Origin of the sequence: Rhizorhabdus antheiae, from assembly GCF_049889055.1 — a bacterium.
Taxonomy (GTDB): domain Bacteria; phylum Pseudomonadota; class Alphaproteobacteria; order Sphingomonadales; family Sphingomonadaceae; genus Rhizorhabdus.
Genome location: NZ_JBLTWO010000001.1, coordinates 336,104 through 353,081, shown reverse-complemented (window position 1 = coordinate 353,081; position 16,978 = coordinate 336,104). Strand labels below are relative to the sequence as shown.

Here is a 16,978-nt window from a genome sequence, read left to right as displayed (position 1 = left end):
ATTATGGCACGTCTCAAGGCGGCGATCATCGGGTCGGGCAATATCGGCACCGACCTGATGATGAAGATGATCAAATATCCGCAGAATATGGAGCTGGCGGCGGTGGTCGGCATCGACGCCGCGTCCGAGGGGCTGGCGATGGCGCGCGAGCATGGCATCGCGACCACGCATGAAGGGCTGGAGGGGCTGCGCAAGCTGCCCTGCTATCCGGAGATCGGCATCGTTTTCGACGCGACCTCGGCCTATGCGCACAAGGTGCATGACGAGGCGCTGCGCGCCGACGGCAAGCAGGTTGTCGACCTGACCCCGGCGGCGATCGGTCCGTTCACCGTGCCGCCGGTCAACATGGAAGCGCATCTCGACCAGCCCAACGTCAACATGGTCACCTGCGGCGGCCAGGCGACGATCCCGATGGTCGCGGCAGTCAGCCAGGTGGCGAAGGTCCATTATGCCGAGATCGTCGCATCGGTCTCGTCGCGCTCGGCCGGTCCCGGCACGCGCGCCAATATCGACGAGTTCACCCGCACCACCGCGCGCGCGATCGAAGCGGTCGGCGGTGCCACGCAGGGCAAGGCGATCATCATCCTCAACCCGGCCGAACCGCCGATGATCATGCGCGACACCGTCTTCACCCTGTCGGAAGGCGCGGACGAGGAGACGATCCGCGCCTCGGTCGAGAAGATGGTGGCCGAGGTGCAGAAATATGTGCCCGGCTATCGCCTGAAGCAGCAGGTGCAGTTCGAGCGCTTCGGCGACAACAACAAGCTCCGCATCCCCGGACGCGGCGAGTTCACCGGCATCAAGACCTCGATCTTCCTCGAGGTCGAGGGCGCCGGCGACTATCTGCCCAGCTATTCGGGCAATCTGGACATCATGACCGCTGCCGCGAAGGCGACGGGCGAGCTTCTCGCGAAGCGCCGCCTGGCCGCGATGGCCGCCTGAGGAGAGACGCGAGATGGCGGGATTCGACGTAGAGGCCGGCAACAAGCTCTACATCCAGGACGTGACGCTGCGCGACGGCATGCACGCGATCCGGCACATGTACGGGATCGACCATGTCCGCGCGATCGCCAAGGCGCTCGACGCCGCCGGCGTCGACGCGATCGAGGTCGCCCATGGCGACGGGCTGTCGGGCGCCAGCTTCAATTATGGCTTCGGCGCGCACACCGACTGGGAATGGCTCGAGGCCGTCGCCGACGTGCTGGAGAAGTCGGTGCTCACCACGCTGATCCTGCCGGGGGTCGGCACGGTCGAGGAACTGAAGCGCGCCTATGATCTGGGCGTGCGATCGGTCCGCGTGGCGACGCACTGCACCGAGGCCGACGTGTCGAAGCAGCATATCGGCATCGCCCGCGACCTGGGTATGGACGTGTCGGGCTTCCTGATGATGAGCCACATGATCGAGCCCGAGGCGCTAGCGCAACAGGCGCTGCTGATGGAGAGCTATGGCGCGCAGTGCGTCTATGTCACCGACAGCGGCGGCGCGCTCGATATGGACGGCATCCGCGAGCGCTTCGAGGCCTATGACCGGGTGCTCAAGCCCGAGACCGAGCGCGGCATGCACGCGCACCATAATCTCTCGCTCGGCGTCGCCAACTCGATCGTCGCCGCACAGCAAGGTGCCGTTCGCATCGACGCCAGCCTGGCCGGCATGGGCGCGGGCGCCGGCAATGCGCCGCTCGAAGTGTTCGTCGCCGCGGTCGACCGCAAGGGCTGGAACCATGGCTGCGACGTCATGGCGCTGATGGACGCGGCGGAGGATCTGGTTCGTCCGTTGCAGGACCGCCCGGTGCGGGTCGATCGCGAGACGCTCGCGCTCGGCTATGCCGGGGTCTATTCTTCCTTCCTGCGCCATGCGGAGAAAGCGGCGGAGACCTACGGCCTCGACACGCGCGCCATCCTCGTCGAACTCGGCCGCCGGCGGATGGTCGGCGGGCAGGAGGACATGATCGTCGACGTTGCGCTCGACATGCTCAAGGAAAGAGAGACCGCGCAATGACCAGCCCCTCGCTCCATCGGCCGCTTGGCGTGGGCGAGGTCGCCCGGTGGGACATCGAGACCGACGTCGCGGTAATCGGCTTCGGCGCGTCGGGCGCCTGCGCGGCGCTCGAAGCTGCGCGCGGCGGTGCGTCGGTCACGCTGTTCGAGATGGGATCGGGCAGCGGCGGCGCCTCGGCGCTGTCGGGCGGGGAAATCTATATCGGCGGCGGCTCCGACGTGCAGAAGGCAGCCGGCTTCGAGGACAGCCCGGAGGCGCTGGCCGCCTATCTCAAGATGGCGGGCGGGCCGGACGCGGACCATGCCAAGTGCGATCTCTACGCCGCCGAAAGCCTGTCGCATTATGACTGGCTGAAGGCGCAGGGCGTGCCGTACAAGGGCACCTTCGTTCCCGGCAAGATCATCGAGCCGGCGACCGACGACACGCTGATATGGTCGGGCAGCGAGGAAGCCTGGCCCTTCTGCGAGCAGGCCCAGCCGGCGCCGCGCGGCCATGTGATCCAGTTCGAGGGCTGGGGCGGAGGCCGCAAGCTCGTCGACATATTGGAGCGCAACGTGCGCGAGGCCGGGGTCGACGTGCGCGTCGACGCGCGGGTCGTGTCGCTGATCGCCGATGGCCCCGCGATCGTCGGGCTGGTCGTGCGGATCGACAACAAGGACCATTATGTCCGCGCGGGCGCCACCGTGATCTGTACGGGCGGCTTCTGCATGAACCAGGACATGCTCCGCCGCTATGCGCCCGAGGCGATCAAGCTCGCCAACCCGATCGGCGAGAATGACAATGGATCGGGCATATTGATGGGCATGGGCGCCGGCGGCGACGCGATCCACATGGACGAGTTCTTCACCACCTGTCCGTGGATCATGCCCGAAAGCCTGGTGAAGGGGATCTTCGTCAACCGCAACGGACAGCGGTTCATGAACGAGGATTGCTATCATGGCCGCGTCAGCCGCACGATGATCGACCAGCCGGGCGACCGCGTCTGGCTGCTTGTCGACAATGCGATCTTCGCGCGGCCGATCGAACTGGCCCGGATCGACATCGCAGCGGTCGATGAGAGCTGGGAAGAGGTCGAGGCCGAACTGGGCCTTCCCGCCGATACGCTGAGCGCGACGGTCAGGACTTTCAACCGCTATGCGGCCGAGGGGCATGACCCCGTCTGGCACAAGTCAGCCAAATGGCTGAAGGTGCTCGACGAGCCGCCCTATGCCGCGCTCGAGCTCAACTTCTCGACCAGCTATTTCTCCTTCTTCACGCTGGGCGGGCTCTCGACGCTGCCGACGGGCGAAGTGCTCGATCGCGGTGGCGAGCCGGTACCGGGCTTGTTTGCGGCGGGACGCGCGACCTCCGGGCTGCCGCGCTGGGGTCATGGCTATAGCTCGGGCATGAGCCTGGCCGACTGCACCTTCTTCGGGCGCAAGGCGGGTACGTCGGCAGCGGCTTCGGCCAAGGCGTCGCAGCGGGTCGCCGAGCCGGCCTGAGGTCGCTCAGGCGAGCAGCGCGACGCTTTCGAGCACGAGCCGTACGAGATCGGCCTGACCGGTCGTGGCGGTCTTGGCATAGACTCGTTTGGAGTAGTTGCGCGCGGTCTCCAGGGTGAGGCCGAGCAGCGACGCGGCATCGGCGATCGACTCGCCGCGCGACAAGGCGATGGCGAGGCGCGCCTCGCTGTCGGTCAGTCCGTGCAGGGCGGACAACAGCGCGGCGTGGCGGTCGTCGCGTTCACGGGGCAGGCGGACGACCGCGACATAGGCGGGCATGGTCAGCGCCGTCAGCGGGCGATCGGGCATCGGCAGCGCGACCAGTCCGCGTTCGGCATCGTCCTCCAGCGGCACCACTTGCGGTTCGCCATGCGGCTGTGCGGTGAAGGTTTCGATCAGCCGCGCCAGCTTGCGTTCCGCCTCCGCCGTCCCCGCGACGATGCGCGCGCCGCCCGGCGACAGGATCGGCCGGGCATCGGGCGAACTGGCGATCACCGAGCCCTCGGTGCCGAGGACCGCCCAGGCCAGCCCGGCCCGTTTCAGCACATCCTCCCCGACATTGGCGCGCATCCGCTCGCGTTCCAGCGTCGCGAAATTGCGCAGCGCGATGGCGAGATGCGGCTCCAGCGCGGCGAGCACTGCGGCATCGGCGGCGACGAAATTGTCGCGCTCGCGCAGCAGGACTGCCCAGGCGCTCGCGCCGCCAGGCTCGGTCACGCGCATGAAACGGCTGTGGTTGACGCCGATCTGCGACAGATATTCGTGCCGGAAGCGGTCATAGCGCGGGTCGGCCGGGTCGAGCAGTTCGTCGGGCGAATAGACGCGGCCCGGGCGCAGCCGGCCATAGGGAATCGGGTCGAGCCGGGCGAGTTCCTCCAGCTTCTGCGCCTCGGCGCGGATGTTGCGCCCGGCATGAACCTCGGTCGCCTTGTACATCGGCGCCTGGCCCTGCGCGAAGATCAGCGAGACATAGTCGGCCCGCGTGCGGCGGCGGAGGCGTTCGAGGAAGGTCTGCCAGCGCGGCGTCTCATGCATCCCCTCGTGCAGGGCGGTCAGCAATTCCGTTTCGTCGGTGCGCGTAAGAGCCATCAATCTCCCATATGGGAGCTTCGAGCGCGAGTCATCCCTGTAAGATGGCAGGGAACCACAAATGAGGAGGGTGCCGCATGGCTTCCAACCCGATAACCCTGACCCATCTCGAACGCCTCGAGGCCGAATCGATCCACATTATCCGGGAAGTCGTTGCCGAGTGCGAGAAGCCGGTGATGCTCTATTCCGTGGGCAAGGATTCGGCGGTGATGCTGCATCTCGCCCGCAAGGCCTTCTATCCGTCGCCGCCGCCTTTCCCGCTGCTCCATGTCGACACGACCTGGAAGTTCAAGGCGATGTACGAGCTGCGCAACCGCATGGCGGAAGAGAGCGGCATGGAACTGCTCGTCTACCAGAATCCGGAAGCGCAGGAGCGCGGGATCAACCCGTTCGATCACGGCCCGCTCCACACCGACATGTGGAAGACCGAGGGGCTGAAGCAGGCGCTCGATCTCTACGGCTTCGATGCGGCCTTCGGTGGCGCGCGGCGCGACGAGGAGAAGAGCCGCGCCAAGGAGCGCGTGTTCAGCTTCCGCTCGGCCAACCATCGCTGGGATCCGAAGAACCAGCGACCGGAGCTGTGGAATCTCTACAATGCGCGGAAGAACAAGGGTGAGAGCATCCGCGTCTTCCCGATCTCCAACTGGACCGAGCTCGACATCTGGCAATATATCCAGCTGAACGACATCCCCATCGTCCCGCTCTATTTCGCCGAGAAGCGCCCGACCTTCGAATGGGAAGGCCAGCTGTTCATGGCCGACGATATCGAGCGCCTGGAAAAGGTGATGGGCAAACGCCCCGAGATCACCGAACGCTCGATCCGCTTCCGCACGCTCGGCTGCTTCCCGCTGACGGGCGCGGTGGAGAGCGAGGCGAAGACTCTCTCCGAAGTGATCCAGGAAACGCTGCTGACGACGACGTCCGAACGCCAGGGACGCGTGATCGACAAGGATGCCGGCGGCGCCGGCATGGAAAAGAAGAAGCAGGAGGGCTATTTCTGATGAGCACGCTCAACGCCACCTCCGGGGAAAGCGTCTATCAGGTCGAATCCCTGATCGCCGAGGACATCGACGCCTATCTGAAGATCCACCAGCACAAGACGCTGCTGCGCTTCATCACCTGCGGCTCGGTCGACGACGGCAAGTCGACGCTGATCGGCCGCCTGCTTTACGACAGCAAGATGATCTTCGAGGATCAGCTCGCCGCGCTCGAGGCCGACAGCAAGCGCGTCGGCACGCAGGGGCAGGAGATCGACTTTGCGCTGCTCGTCGACGGCCTCGCCGCCGAACGCGAGCAGGGGATCACGATCGACGTCGCCTATCGTTTCTTCGGGACCGAGAAGCGCAAGTTCATCGTCGCCGACACCCCCGGCCATGAACAATATACGCGCAACATGGTCACCGGCGCCTCGACCGCCGACCTCGCCGTCATCCTGATCGATGCGCGCAAGGGCGTGCTGACGCAGACCCGGCGGCACAGCTATCTCGCGCATCTGATCGGCATCCGGCACATCGTGCTGGCGGTCAACAAGATGGATCTGGTCGGCTACGACCAGAAGATCTTCGACGACATCGTCGCCGACTATCGCGCCTTCGCCGATTCGATCGGCATCAGCGCGTTCGTCGCCATGCCGATTTCCGGCTTCAAGGGCGACAACATCACCGGCCTGTCGCCGAACACGCCCTGGTATAGCGGCCCGGCGCTGATGGAGCATCTGGAGACCGTCGAGGTCGACCAGGTGTCGGACCAGGACAAGCCGTTCCGCATGGCGGTGCAGTGGGTCAATCGCCCGAACCTCGATTTCCGGGGCTTCTCGGGCCTGATCGCGACCGGCACCGTCAAGCCCGGCGACAAGATCCGCGTGCTGCCCTCGGGCAAGACCTCGACGGTGGCGCGTGTCGTGACCCTCGACGGCGATCTCGACGCGGGCGTCGCCGGCCAGTCGGTGACGATCACGCTCGAAGACGAGATCGACTGCTCGCGCGGCGACGTCATCGCTGCCGCCGACAATCCCCCACAGGCCGCCGACCAGTTCGAGGCCACGATCGTGTGGATGTCGGACGAGGAGATGCTGCCGGGCCGACCCTATTGGCTCAAGCTCGGCGCGCAGACCGTGTCGGCGAGCATCCAGGCGCCCAAATATCAGGTCAACGTCAACACGATGGAGCATCTGGCGGCGAAGACGCTGGAGCTCAACGCGATCGGCGTGGCCAATCTGTCGACCGACCGCAGCCTGGTGTTCGAGCCCTATGGCGAGAACCACTCGCTGGGCGGCTTCATCCTGATCGACAAGATCACCAATGCGACCGTCGCGGCCGGCATGCTGCACTTCTCGCTGCGTCGTGCGCAGAATGTCCATTGGCAGGCGACCGACATTTCGCGCGAACATCACGCCGCGATGAAGCACCAGAAGCCGGTCGTGCTGTGGTTCACCGGTCTGTCGGGTGCGGGCAAGTCGACCATCGCCAACATCGTCGAGAAGAAGCTGGCGCGGATGAACCGCCACACCTTCCTCCTCGACGGCGACAATGTGCGCCATGGCCTGAACAAGGATCTGGGCTTCACCGATGCCGACCGCGTGGAGAATATCCGCCGGGTGGGCGAGGTCGCCAAGCTGATGACCGACGCCGGCCTGATCGTGATCACCGCCTTCATCTCGCCCTTCCGGGCGGAGCGCGACATGGTGCGCTCGATGATGGCGCCGGGCGAGTTCATCGAGGTCCACATCGACACCCCGCTGTCCGATGCCGAATCCCGCGACGTAAAGGGCCTCTATGCGAAGGCACGCTCGGGCCAGCTGAAGAACTTCACCGGCATCGACAGTCCCTATGAGGCGCCCGAGGACCCTGAGATCCGGATCGACACCACCGCGATGACTGCCGAGGAAGCGGCCGAGGAGATCATACGCAGGCTCATCCCATGAGCGGTGCGATGACCGACGCCGAACTGGCGGCGCACCTCGCCGAGGTCGCGGGCAAGCTGCTGCTCGAAGTGCGGGCCAGCGGCATGTTCCCGGCCAAGGCGCTGGGCAAGGCGGGGGATCAGACCGCCAACCAGTTCCTCTGCCATGCTTTGCGGGCGCAGCGTCCTGACGACGGGCTGCTCTCGGAAGAGGAAAAGGACAATGCCGAGCGGCTGGCGCAGTCGCGGGTGTGGATTGTCGATCCCGTCGACGGCACCCGCGAATATGGCGAGGAGCGCGCCGACTGGGCGGTGCATGTCGGTCTTGCGATCGACGGCGTCGCCACGGTTGGCGCGGTCGCGTTGCCGGGGCTGGACGTCGTGCTGCGGACCGACCGGCCGCAGCCTCTGCCGCCCGCCAACCAGCCGTTGCGGATGCTCGTCAGCCGCACGCGGCCGGCGCGCGAGGCGGTCGAAGTCGCCGAACGGCTCGGCGCCGAACTGGTGGCGATGGGTTCGGCCGGGGCCAAAGCGATGGCGGTGGTGCGCGGCGAGGCCGACATCTACCTCCACACCGGCGGGCAATATGAGTGGGACAGCTGCGCACCGGTGGCGGTCGCCGCCGCTTATGGCCTGTTCTGCTCGCGGGTCGACGGATCGCCGCTGCGCTACAATCAGGAAGATGTCTATCTGCCCGACCTGATCATCTGCCGGCCCGAACTGGCCGAAGCCGTGCTGCGCGAGGCGCGGGCGGTGCAGGCGGGCGAGCCGGCCTGACGAAATCGGTGGCGACCGTCCGGGAAACCGGCGGTCGCCGTCCTATTGCTCCGTGCGGGTGGCGACCCCGTCGACGACGAGGCGCGTGACGCTCTCCACATAGTCGGCGGGCGGCGTCTCGAGGCTGAACAGCGCGCGGTAGAGCAGCGTGCCCACCATCATGTCGAACAGCGTGTCGGAATCGCAGCTTGCCGCGATCAGGCCCGCCGCCTTTCCCTTGCCTACGATCGACGCCATGCGGGCGCGGGCGTCGCACTCGCTGTCATGCTGCAACTCGGCCTGCAACGCGCGGTCGCCCTGCGTCGAGGCGATGACGCCCACCGCCGCCGCGCCAATGTCGGCACGGCGATAGCGCTCGAAAATCTGTCCAGCGAGCAGCGCGATCTGCGCCTTCAGACCGTCCCGGTCGATCACGTCGGGGAAAGGATCGCCGCCCCCGGTGGCGATCTCGTTCGCCAGATGCGCCTTGGTCGGCCAGCGCCGATAGATCATCGAGCGCGGAATGTCGGTCATCTGCGAAATGCTGTCGAAGGCGAGCGCATGATAGCCGCCCTCGGCGAGCAGCGTCCGCGCCGCGTCGATGATCCGCCGGTCGATCTCCGCATCGCGCGGTCGCCCCCGGCTGCGCGTCGTCACCTTCTCGCCCGTCATGTCCATCGCTGCACGCTGCCACGCTGATGCAGGGCAAGTCCAGCGCGCGTCACCGACTCGCTTGCTTTTTTCGGGACACTATGTACCTTTTTTATCGAGAGCCGCCATTCGATGCGAAAAGCACGGGCGGGACAGGAGGGAATGCCATGCTCGATCTGGTGATACGCAATGGCCTGGTCTGTGACGGCAGCGGAGCGCCGGCCTTCAGGGGCGATGTCGCGGTGCGCGACGGCCGCATCGTCGCGGTCGGCGAAATCCAGGGCGAGGCCCGCGAGACGGTCGACGCGGGTGGGCGCGTCATCGCACCCGGCTTCATCGATCCGCACACCCATTATGACGCGCAGCTGGTCTGGGACGGACAGGCGCAGCCCTCGCTCGAACATGGCGTGACCACGGTGATGCCGGGCAATTGCTCGCTCAGCCTGGCCCCGCTCAAGGCCGAGCATCGCGACCTGCTCGGCGCGACCTTCCGCAAGATCGAGGAGATGCCGAAAAACGCCTTCGATGCGGGTCTGACCTGGTCGTGGGAGAGCTTCGCCGACTATCTGGCGGCGATCAAGCCACGCCTCGGCGTCAATGTCGCGCCGCTGGTCGGGCACAGCCTGCTGCGGCTGTGGGTGATGGGGCTCGAAGCGCGCGAGCGGGCGGCGACCGATGCCGAGATCACCCAGATGCGCGCGCTGCTCGCCGAATGCCTCGACGCCGGCGCGGTCGGGATGAGCGGCTCCTGGGTCGATATCGATCACGAGAACCGCCCGGTTCCCGCACGCATGGCCGAACCGGCCGAGCTCGACGCCCTGTGCGCAACGCTCGGCAAGAAGGGCGGCATCCTGCAGATGGTCCCCGAATTCTGGGATGCCGACATGCTCTGCGCGCGGATCGACCTGCTGTCGGACCTGTCGCGCAAGCACAGCATCTCGACGACCTTCTCCCCATTGTTCGACAGTAACGCCTCACCCGAACTGGTCGGCATCGCGCTCGACCGGATCCGTCTGCAGACCGCGCATGGTGCGCGCGTGGTGCCGCAGATGCAGACGCGGCCGATCGACCTGTCCTTCGATCTCGGTGCGCCGATGTCGACCTTCGCGACCCTGCCCGGCTGGTGGGCGATGACGCTGCTGCCGCATGACGAAAAGCTCGCTGTGTTGCGCGATCCGGAGCGGCGGCAGGCGCTGGCGGCGGAGATGGACAATTTCTTCATGCCGATCGGCCTGCAGATCGACTTCGCCGACGCCTATGTGAAGCGGATGGGCACGCCCGATCCGGCGCTGATGGGCCGGCGCGTGGGCGATCTTGCGGAGGAGCGCGGCTGCCATATCGCCGAGGTGATCATCGACATCGCGCTGGCCGATAATCTCGCCACCTCCTACGGGCTCGATGCGATCGGCCATAATGACGATGCCAAGATCGCCAAGATGCTGGCCGACCCATTGATTGGCATCGGCGCGGGTGACGGCGGCGCGCATGTCACCAATTTCGCGACCTATGGCGACACCGGCTATCTGTTCAGCCGCTATGTTCGCGGCTTCGGCGCGATGCCGCTGGAGACCGCGGTGCGCAAGCTGACCCATGACGTGGCGCAGGTCTGGGGCTTGCGCAACCGTGGCCTGTTGCGGCCGGGCTACGCGGCCGACATCGTGCTGTTCGATCCCGCAACGATCGATCGCGGCCCCGAGATCGCGGTCGAGGACCTGCCCGCGCCGGGATTCCGCTATATTCGACGGGCGAGCGGCATCGACCGCGTCTTCGTCAACGGCGTGCAGGCCTATAGCCGCGAGGCCGGCTATGCCCCGGCGCGCGCCGGCCAGATCACCGAAAGGCAGAGTGCATGAGCGTTTCGCTTCCCCCGCGCCGTCGCTTCATCCAGCCGCAGAGCGGCGACGACTGGCCGAGCATCGCCGCGCGGGTGATGCCCGACACGCCGGTCGAGGCGGCGATCGAGCAGCTCAAGAGCTGGAATCTGTTCCTCGTCTTCCGCCCGGCCAGTGTGATCACGCCATCGGATATCTTGTTCATCGAGCCGCCGCAGGCCTCGGCCGGCCAAGCTGGCGGGGCATGAGCGGCAGGACGTGAGCCACGGCGCGGTGATCGAGGCGCTGTGCCTGACCCCGACCCATGACGGGGAGGCGGCGCTGGTCGTGACGCTGCGCTTCGCCAATGGCGGCCGGTCGAACGTGCAGGTCGATGCCGACGGCATGCGCCGGGTGATGGCCCGCGCCGGGGTGAGCAATGCGCTCGATCTGGTCGGTCGGAGCTGGGCCGTGCTCGAAATTGAGGAACCGCCCTTCACGGGCTGGACGGAGAGGAATGACAGGGCATGAACGTCGAAACCAATCTCGCGGCCGACGAAGCCGCCTATCTGATGGGCGCCGTCGAGCCGGTGACGTCGAGCGTGCTGATCAGCAATTCCAAATATCTCAACAGTCCGCTGTTCCGCGATGTCTATGCGCAGATGGGGTTGAAGCGCGACGGTCACGACCTGCCCGATGCCTATCTGATTCCCACTCTGTCGCGCGCGATGGGCGAGGTGGTCGATCCGGTCCGAACGATGGAGTTGCTCGCGGCCGAAAAGGCGCGGCTGCCCGAATTCGCGGCCTGGCTCGACGAGCGCTTCGTCTCCGACTTCACCGCCGAACAGACCGCGCATTGCGCGCCGGGCACGCTGGGTGCGCGCATCCATGCCTTCATCGCGCGAAGCGGCTATCAGATCGATTTCCTGTTCAAGGATGCGCCGCGCAACGATTATGAATTCCTGCTCAAGCGGCGCGCACAGAATCACGACATCGAACATATGGTCACCGGTCTCTGCCCGAGCCAGGTGGGCGAGATCGCGCTGATCGTCGCCAACACGGTCGCCAACGCCAATTATTTCTCGACCGACTTCGCCCATGAGTTGAACCTCTACGGCACGGTGCTGATGTCGACCTCGCTCAGCCGCGCGGGGCTCCATTATCCGAAAGCGCTGCCGTCGCTGCTCGAGGGCTTCGCGCGCGGCCATGCGCTCGGCGCCAAGCAGAAGAAGCCCCTGTTCATGGTCCGCTGGGAGGATCATCTCGACCGCCAGATCGACGATATCCGCGCCGAGTTCGGGTTCGAGGACGGTCCCGAGCCCGGCTATTGGGACTGGATCTTCAAGGTTTTCAAAGGCTGAGCGCTGCAGGACGGGAGAGGAAAGACATGACGACGACCACCGCGCTGAAGGGCCCCGAAGGGCTGTGCCGCAGCTATGGGCAGGCGATGCTAGACAAGGATGGCCGCGCCATCGCCGGCCATTATCTGTTTCCCTATATCTCCTTCACGCTGGGCCATGTGCACAGCTTCGAGGACCGCGCGACCGCCGATGCCGCCTGCACCGATCAGGTCGCCCGTTTCGGCCGCACCGGCGTGGGAACGGACATCCGCCTGATCGACTACAAGGTCGTGCCGGTGTCGGCCGATGCGGCGCTCTGCCATCTGACCTGGGAAGTCTATCCGATCGACGGCACCCCCGGCTGGTCGTGGACCAATGTCTATGGCTATCGCCGCAAGGGCGATGAGGAAGGCTTCGAGTTCAACGTATCGGACAATGAGATCGGCGAACTGCTGAAGCGCTTTCCCGACTTCTACAGTCTCTGATCGCATCGCGCTGCGCGGCCCGGTCAAAGCCGGGCCGCTTGCCGATCCTGTGGGCCATGGCTACGCAAGGTCGATGCCCCGCACGAGCACCAGCCCTGTCGACGAAGTACAGGCTTCACCGCCCAAGCGACTGACGTCGAAGGGGCTCCGGACGCGGTCGGCGATTCTCGATGCGGCCGAGCGCCAATTTTCCGAACGCGGCTTCGAGGGTGTTTCGCTGCGCCAGATCATGGACGAGGCCGGCGTCCAGATGGGGCAGCTCCAGCATTATTTCCCGACCAAGGAAGACGTCTTCGTCGGTGTGCTCGACCGGCGCCTGGCCCAGGTCACGGCGGACTATGTCGCGGCCGTCGAGGAGATGGAGGCCCAGGTCGATGCCGGTCAGGCGGACCTCCGCCTTGTCATCCGCGCCGTGATGTCGGTTTCGCGCGCCTGGCTGTCGGCGGAGGATGCCGGCCTTCATCGCTATCTTCGCATGCTGGCGCTCAGCACGATGAGCTTCGACCAGCCGGACTATGTGCGCAGCCACGGACAATCCTTCCAGCCGCTCAACGAACGCATCATCGGACAGCTGGCGCGGCTTTATCCGCACGCCTTCCCCGAACGCACGCGGGCGGCCTATCATCTGATCGAAGCCAATCTGCTATCGGTCTACGCTAATGTCGACTCGCTGCTCGCGCGGTCCCGCATCGCGCGCTCGCCCGGGGCTATCGCCGATCTCTACGACCATCTTGAGGATTTCCTTGTCGGCGGCATCGACGCAGTCCTGCGTCAGAGCGACCTGCCAAACTAGCTCTTTGCACAGCTGACGCCTTTCCCGGAAATGGTGCAGGTGCACCATAGATTGAGCCAGACCACTCGAAATGGTCGGACTATGGGAGAGAAAGCATGAGGGGATATAAGGGTTTCGCGCGCGCGGCGCTGGTCGGGACGGCTCTTGCGGGCTGGTCTTCGGTCGCGATGGCGCAGTCGCCGGCAGCGGACGAAGCGTCCGCCACCGGTGTCGAGGAGATCGTGGTTACCGCGCAGAAGCGGTCCGAGAATATCCAGAAGGTTCCGATCGCGGTGACCTCGGTCAGCGGCCTGGCGCTGGAGCGCGCCCAGGTGCGCGACGTGCAGGGCCTCGCCAACACCATTCCCAACGTCCAGATCAACAGCTTCTCCAATTCGCCGGATTCGGCCGTGTTCACGATCCGCGGCGTCGGCGTGAACGATGCCGATCCCTATGTCGGCACAACCGTGTCGGTGGTCGTCGACGGCGTGCCGGTCGGCGTGAACACCGCCGCGCTCCTGTCTCTGTTCGACGTCGAGCGGGTCGAGGTGCTGCGCGGTCCGCAGGGCACGCTGTTCGGTGCGAACACCACCGGCGGCGTCGTCAACGTCATCACCAAGCAGCCGACCGGCGAGTTCGGCGGCGAGGCGCAGATCGTCTATGGCAATTACAACCGGATCGACCTGAACGCCGCGATCAACTTCCCGATCAGCGATGCGCTCGCCGGCAAGGTGAGCGTGCTGCACACCGGTTCGGACGGCTTTTTCCGCGCCTATGGTGACAATCGCCGTCTCGGCAAGCGCGACATGACCTCGGTGCGGCCCTATCTGAAATATACGGGCGACGGCTATAATGCGACGCTGATCGGCCAATATGATCGCAGCCGCAACGGATCGCAGACCGGTGTCATCATCGCCGGACCGGGCGAGCTCTTCTACGCTCCGGGTGAGACCGACCAGGGCATCAATTTCCGCCGCGGCCAGAGCCTCGACCAGCCGGATTACAACAACCGCGACAGCTATGCTGTGACGCTGACGCAGAATATCGAAACCGGCATCGGCGAACTCGTCGCGATCAGCAGCTATCGCGAATATGACAATGATCTCTACAGCGACGACGACGCGCAGACGGCCATCCTGCTGCAGACCCGCCGCCAGACCAAGCAGCACCAGCTGTCGCAGGAACTGCGCCTGCACAGCGACATCAATGATCGCATCAAGCTGGTCGCCGGTGCCTTCTACTTCAGTCAGAAATACCGGCTGCTGCAAGGCGGCAAGCTCGACGGCTTCCTGCGCGGCCTCGGCCAGCCGCAGACCCAGCGGCAGAAGAACTGGTCGATCTCCGGCTTCGCGCAGCTTTATGTGCAGCTGACCGATACGGTGCGTCTGCAGGGCGGTATCCGCGTCAGCCATGAGAAGACGACCGCCACCTCGACCACCGCGAACAGTTTCACGACCACGCCGGGCGGCCTGTCGAGCTTCAATGACCCGCTGATCCCCGGCTCGCTGATCTCGGCGAGCGGCGCGAAGTCTTGGGACGACGTCGGCTACAAGATCGGCGTCGACTGGCAGGCGGCACCGTCGGTGCTGCTCTATGGCTATCACGCGCGCGGTTTCAAGTCGGGCGGCTTCACGGGCCGCATCGCGGTCGCGGAGGACATCGGCCCGTTCGATCCCGAACATCTCGACACCTATGAGGTCGGCGCCAAGGCAGACCTGTTCGACCGGCACCTGCGCCTGAACCTGGCGCTGTTCTACAACGATTATAAGAACATGCAGGTCACGCAGAACCTGACCTATCTCGACGGCCGCAACTCGGCGTCGATCCGCAATGCCGGTGGCGCCAAGACCAAGGGCGTCGAGCTGGAGGCGACCCTCGTGCCGGTCGAGGGCATCACCCTCAACGGGTCCGTCGCCTATCTCGACGCCTATTACACCAAGTACGACACTTTCGTCCTGAACGCGGCGGGCCAGACCGTGGCGGTCAGCTATGCCGGCAACCGGCTGATGAATTCCCCCAAGTGGAACACCAATGTCGGCTTCACCATCCAGCAGCCGCTGGGCGGGGGTACCGTCACCGCGACCGGCAATTACAGCTACACCAGCAGCAAGTTTACCGCCTTCACCGGCCGGCCGAGCGAACTCGTCCAGTCGATCGACCTGGCGAACGCCTCGCTGTCCTGGTCGCCCGATGGCGAGCGCTGGACGATCGGCGCGTGGAGCCGCAACCTCTTCAACGAGAAATATTACGGCCAGAAGCTCAATCTGGTCGGGATCGGCACGCTCGCCTCGCTCGGCAACCCGCGCGAATATGGTCTGGATTTCAAGGTCCGCTGGTGACGGCGGAGGGGCCGGCTGCACATCTCCTCGCGGTCGGCCCCGCTTTTTCGAGCAGCAAAGGATGTATCTCATGACCGGCATGCCGATGGAGGTGCGTGTCGCCCTTCAGGACCTGATGACCGCCTATTGCTATGCGGTCGACCGCCTCGAAGATGTGGACGGGCTGCTCGACCTGTTCACCGAGGATGCCGTGCTCGATTTCTCGGCGATCGGCCTGCCGGTGATGAACGGCCATGACGAGATGAAGGCCTTTTTCGACCGCGTCTTCGCCGACATGAGCCACCATGCGCATTACATCACCAATTTCCGCCCGAACGCCTATGACGGTGCGACCGCGTCGATGAGCGCCTATGTGATCGGCCTGGGCCGCGCGAAGGACGGCAACAGCGTCGAGGTGCAGGTGCAGTACCGTTTCGATGCGGTGGAGACGCCCGCTGGCTGGAAGTGCCGCCGCTATTCGATGTTCTCGATGATGCCGCTGCCGGGTTCGCTCGCCGAAATTCACGCGCCCCGCTGATCCTTCGCTGTCACTAGATCACACCGCCTTCCATAATGGGCGAACATCATGAAGGCCGGCGCTGAGCCGGATGAGGAGAGAGACATGGGCAGGGTAGAAGGCAAGGTCGCGATCATTACCGGCGGCGCGTCGGGGCTCGGTGCCGAGGATGCGCGGCTGCTCGCGCGCGAAGGCGCGAAGGTCGTCATCACCGACGTGCAGGACGAACTCGGCGAGCGTATCGCCGCCGAAATCCCCGGTGCGGTCTATCTGCACCAGGACGTCCGCAGCGAGGCGCGCTGGGACGAGGTGATCGCCGAGACGATCGCGCGTTTCGGCAAGCTCGACATCCTCGTCAACAATGCCGGCCTCGTCCGCTTCGGCACGATAGAGGGGCTGAGCTTCGCCGATTACAAGATCCAGGTCGACGTCATGCTCGACGGCACCTTCCTCGGCTGCAAGGCGGCGATCCCGCATATGACCAAGGGCGGCGGCGGATCGATCATCAACATGGCCTCGATCGGCGGCATGATCGGCCTCAGCCAGATCCCCGCCTATGCCGGCGCCAAGGGCGGCATCATCTCGATGAGCCGCTCGATCGCGATCCACTGCCAGGAGCAGGGCTATCGCATCCGCTGCAACTCGATCGCGCCGGGCGGCATCGAAACCCCGATGACCGCACAGGCGGTGGCCGAACTCGACGCCGACAGCGCGGGCATGGAGCAGACCCGCAACCACGGCATGGGCAAGCCGATCGACGTCGCCAACCTGGTCCTGTTTCTCGCGTCGGAGGAATCGCGCCACATCACCGGCACCAACATGGTGATCGATAATGGAGAGACGGTGCGCTGAGGGGGG

The 16,978-nt window shown here is 65.6% G+C and carries 17 protein-coding genes; 15 read left to right on the top strand and 2 right to left on the bottom strand.

The window, feature by feature from the left end:
* Window positions 1–3: 3 nt before the first annotated feature.
* The 3 genes from ACNI3R_RS01555 to ACNI3R_RS01545 are packed head-to-tail and all read left to right on the top strand — an operon-like array spanning window position 4 to window position 3,480.
* Window positions 4–942: an acetaldehyde dehydrogenase (acetylating) gene (locus ACNI3R_RS01555; protein ID WP_426179327.1), complete on the top strand. Its 939-nt coding sequence runs from the start codon at window positions 4–6 to the stop codon at window positions 940–942.
* Window positions 943–955: 13 nt separating this feature from the next.
* A complete protein-coding gene (dmpG, locus tag ACNI3R_RS01550; protein ID WP_426179325.1) occupies window positions 956–1,999 on the top strand; it encodes a 4-hydroxy-2-oxovalerate aldolase in 1,044 nt (347 codons plus the stop codon).
* The gene (locus tag ACNI3R_RS01545; RefSeq protein ID WP_426179323.1) at window positions 1,996–3,480 is read left to right on the top strand and encodes an FAD-dependent oxidoreductase; all 1,485 of its coding nucleotides are present in this window, start codon (window positions 1,996–1,998) and stop codon (window positions 3,478–3,480) included. Before dmpG ends, ACNI3R_RS01545 begins: the two co-directional genes overlap by 4 nt.
* A gap of 6 nt (window positions 3,481–3,486) precedes the next feature.
* Here ACNI3R_RS01545 and ACNI3R_RS01540 read toward each other — a convergent pair whose 3' ends face one another.
* Entirely contained in the window at window positions 3,487–4,569 is a 1,083-nt protein-coding gene (locus ACNI3R_RS01540; protein ID WP_426179321.1) for a helix-turn-helix transcriptional regulator, read from the bottom strand.
* A 77-nt stretch (window positions 4,570–4,646) separates the two neighbouring features.
* Between ACNI3R_RS01540 and cysD the strand changes: the two genes are divergently transcribed.
* Genes cysD through ACNI3R_RS01525 form a run of 3 tightly spaced genes read left to right on the top strand, consistent with a single transcriptional unit; the run spans window position 4,647 to window position 8,247 of the window.
* Window positions 4,647–5,570 (top strand): sulfate adenylyltransferase subunit CysD, encoded by a 924-nt coding sequence (gene cysD, locus ACNI3R_RS01535; RefSeq protein WP_426179319.1) that lies wholly within the window; start codon window positions 4,647–4,649, stop codon window positions 5,568–5,570.
* The gene (gene cysN, locus ACNI3R_RS01530; RefSeq protein WP_426179318.1) at window positions 5,570–7,492 is read left to right on the top strand and encodes a sulfate adenylyltransferase subunit CysN; all 1,923 of its coding nucleotides are present in this window, start codon (window positions 5,570–5,572) and stop codon (window positions 7,490–7,492) included. Before cysD ends, cysN begins: the two co-directional genes overlap by 1 nt.
* A complete protein-coding gene (locus tag ACNI3R_RS01525; RefSeq protein ID WP_426179316.1) occupies window positions 7,489–8,247 on the top strand; it encodes a 3'(2'),5'-bisphosphate nucleotidase CysQ in 759 nt (252 codons plus the stop codon). The genes cysN and ACNI3R_RS01525 overlap by 4 nt, the downstream gene beginning before the upstream one ends.
* 42 nt (window positions 8,248–8,289) lie before the next feature.
* Here the strand turns inward: ACNI3R_RS01525 and ACNI3R_RS01520 are convergent, their stop codons facing one another.
* Window positions 8,290–8,904, bottom strand: coding sequence for a TetR/AcrR family transcriptional regulator (locus ACNI3R_RS01520; RefSeq protein WP_426179315.1), 615 nt, complete (start codon window positions 8,902–8,904; stop codon window positions 8,290–8,292).
* Between the two features lie 140 nt (window positions 8,905–9,044).
* Between ACNI3R_RS01520 and ACNI3R_RS01515 the strand changes: the two genes are divergently transcribed.
* The 9 genes from ACNI3R_RS01515 (at window position 9,045) to ACNI3R_RS01475 (ending at window position 16,972) form a co-directional block, all read left to right on the top strand.
* Window positions 9,045–10,730, top strand: a complete 1,686-nt coding sequence (locus ACNI3R_RS01515; protein ID WP_426179313.1) for an N-acyl-D-amino-acid deacylase family protein — start codon at window positions 9,045–9,047, stop codon at window positions 10,728–10,730.
* Window positions 10,727–10,957, top strand: a complete 231-nt coding sequence (locus ACNI3R_RS01510) for a hypothetical protein (RefSeq protein ID WP_426179311.1) — start codon at window positions 10,727–10,729, stop codon at window positions 10,955–10,957. The genes ACNI3R_RS01515 and ACNI3R_RS01510 overlap by 4 nt, the downstream gene beginning before the upstream one ends.
* Window positions 10,958–10,967: 10 nt before the next feature.
* Complete coding sequence (locus tag ACNI3R_RS01505; protein ID WP_426179310.1) at window positions 10,968–11,219, top strand: hypothetical protein; 252 nt, start codon at window positions 10,968–10,970, stop codon at window positions 11,217–11,219.
* Window positions 11,216–12,049, top strand: a complete 834-nt coding sequence (locus tag ACNI3R_RS01500; protein ID WP_426179309.1) for a Coq4 family protein — start codon at window positions 11,216–11,218, stop codon at window positions 12,047–12,049. The genes ACNI3R_RS01505 and ACNI3R_RS01500 overlap by 4 nt, the downstream gene beginning before the upstream one ends.
* Window positions 12,050–12,075: 26 nt before the next feature.
* Window positions 12,076–12,513 (top strand): hypothetical protein, encoded by a 438-nt coding sequence (locus tag ACNI3R_RS01495; protein ID WP_426179307.1) that lies wholly within the window; start codon window positions 12,076–12,078, stop codon window positions 12,511–12,513.
* 73 nt (window positions 12,514–12,586) lie between these two features.
* Entirely contained in the window at window positions 12,587–13,306 is a 720-nt protein-coding gene (locus tag ACNI3R_RS01490) for a TetR/AcrR family transcriptional regulator (protein WP_426179305.1), read from the top strand.
* Between the two features lie 95 nt (window positions 13,307–13,401).
* Window positions 13,402–15,624 (top strand): TonB-dependent receptor, encoded by a 2,223-nt coding sequence (locus ACNI3R_RS01485; protein ID WP_426179302.1) that lies wholly within the window; start codon window positions 13,402–13,404, stop codon window positions 15,622–15,624.
* 70 nt (window positions 15,625–15,694) lie between these two features.
* Window positions 15,695–16,141 carry a nuclear transport factor 2 family protein gene (locus ACNI3R_RS01480; protein ID WP_426179300.1) on the top strand — a complete coding sequence of 149 codons (447 nt, stop codon included), beginning with the start codon at window positions 15,695–15,697 and terminating at the stop codon, window positions 16,139–16,141.
* 84 nt (window positions 16,142–16,225) lie between these two features.
* Complete coding sequence (locus ACNI3R_RS01475) at window positions 16,226–16,972, top strand: SDR family oxidoreductase (protein WP_426179299.1); 747 nt, start codon at window positions 16,226–16,228, stop codon at window positions 16,970–16,972.
* The last annotated feature ends 6 nt before the right edge of the window (window positions 16,973–16,978 follow it).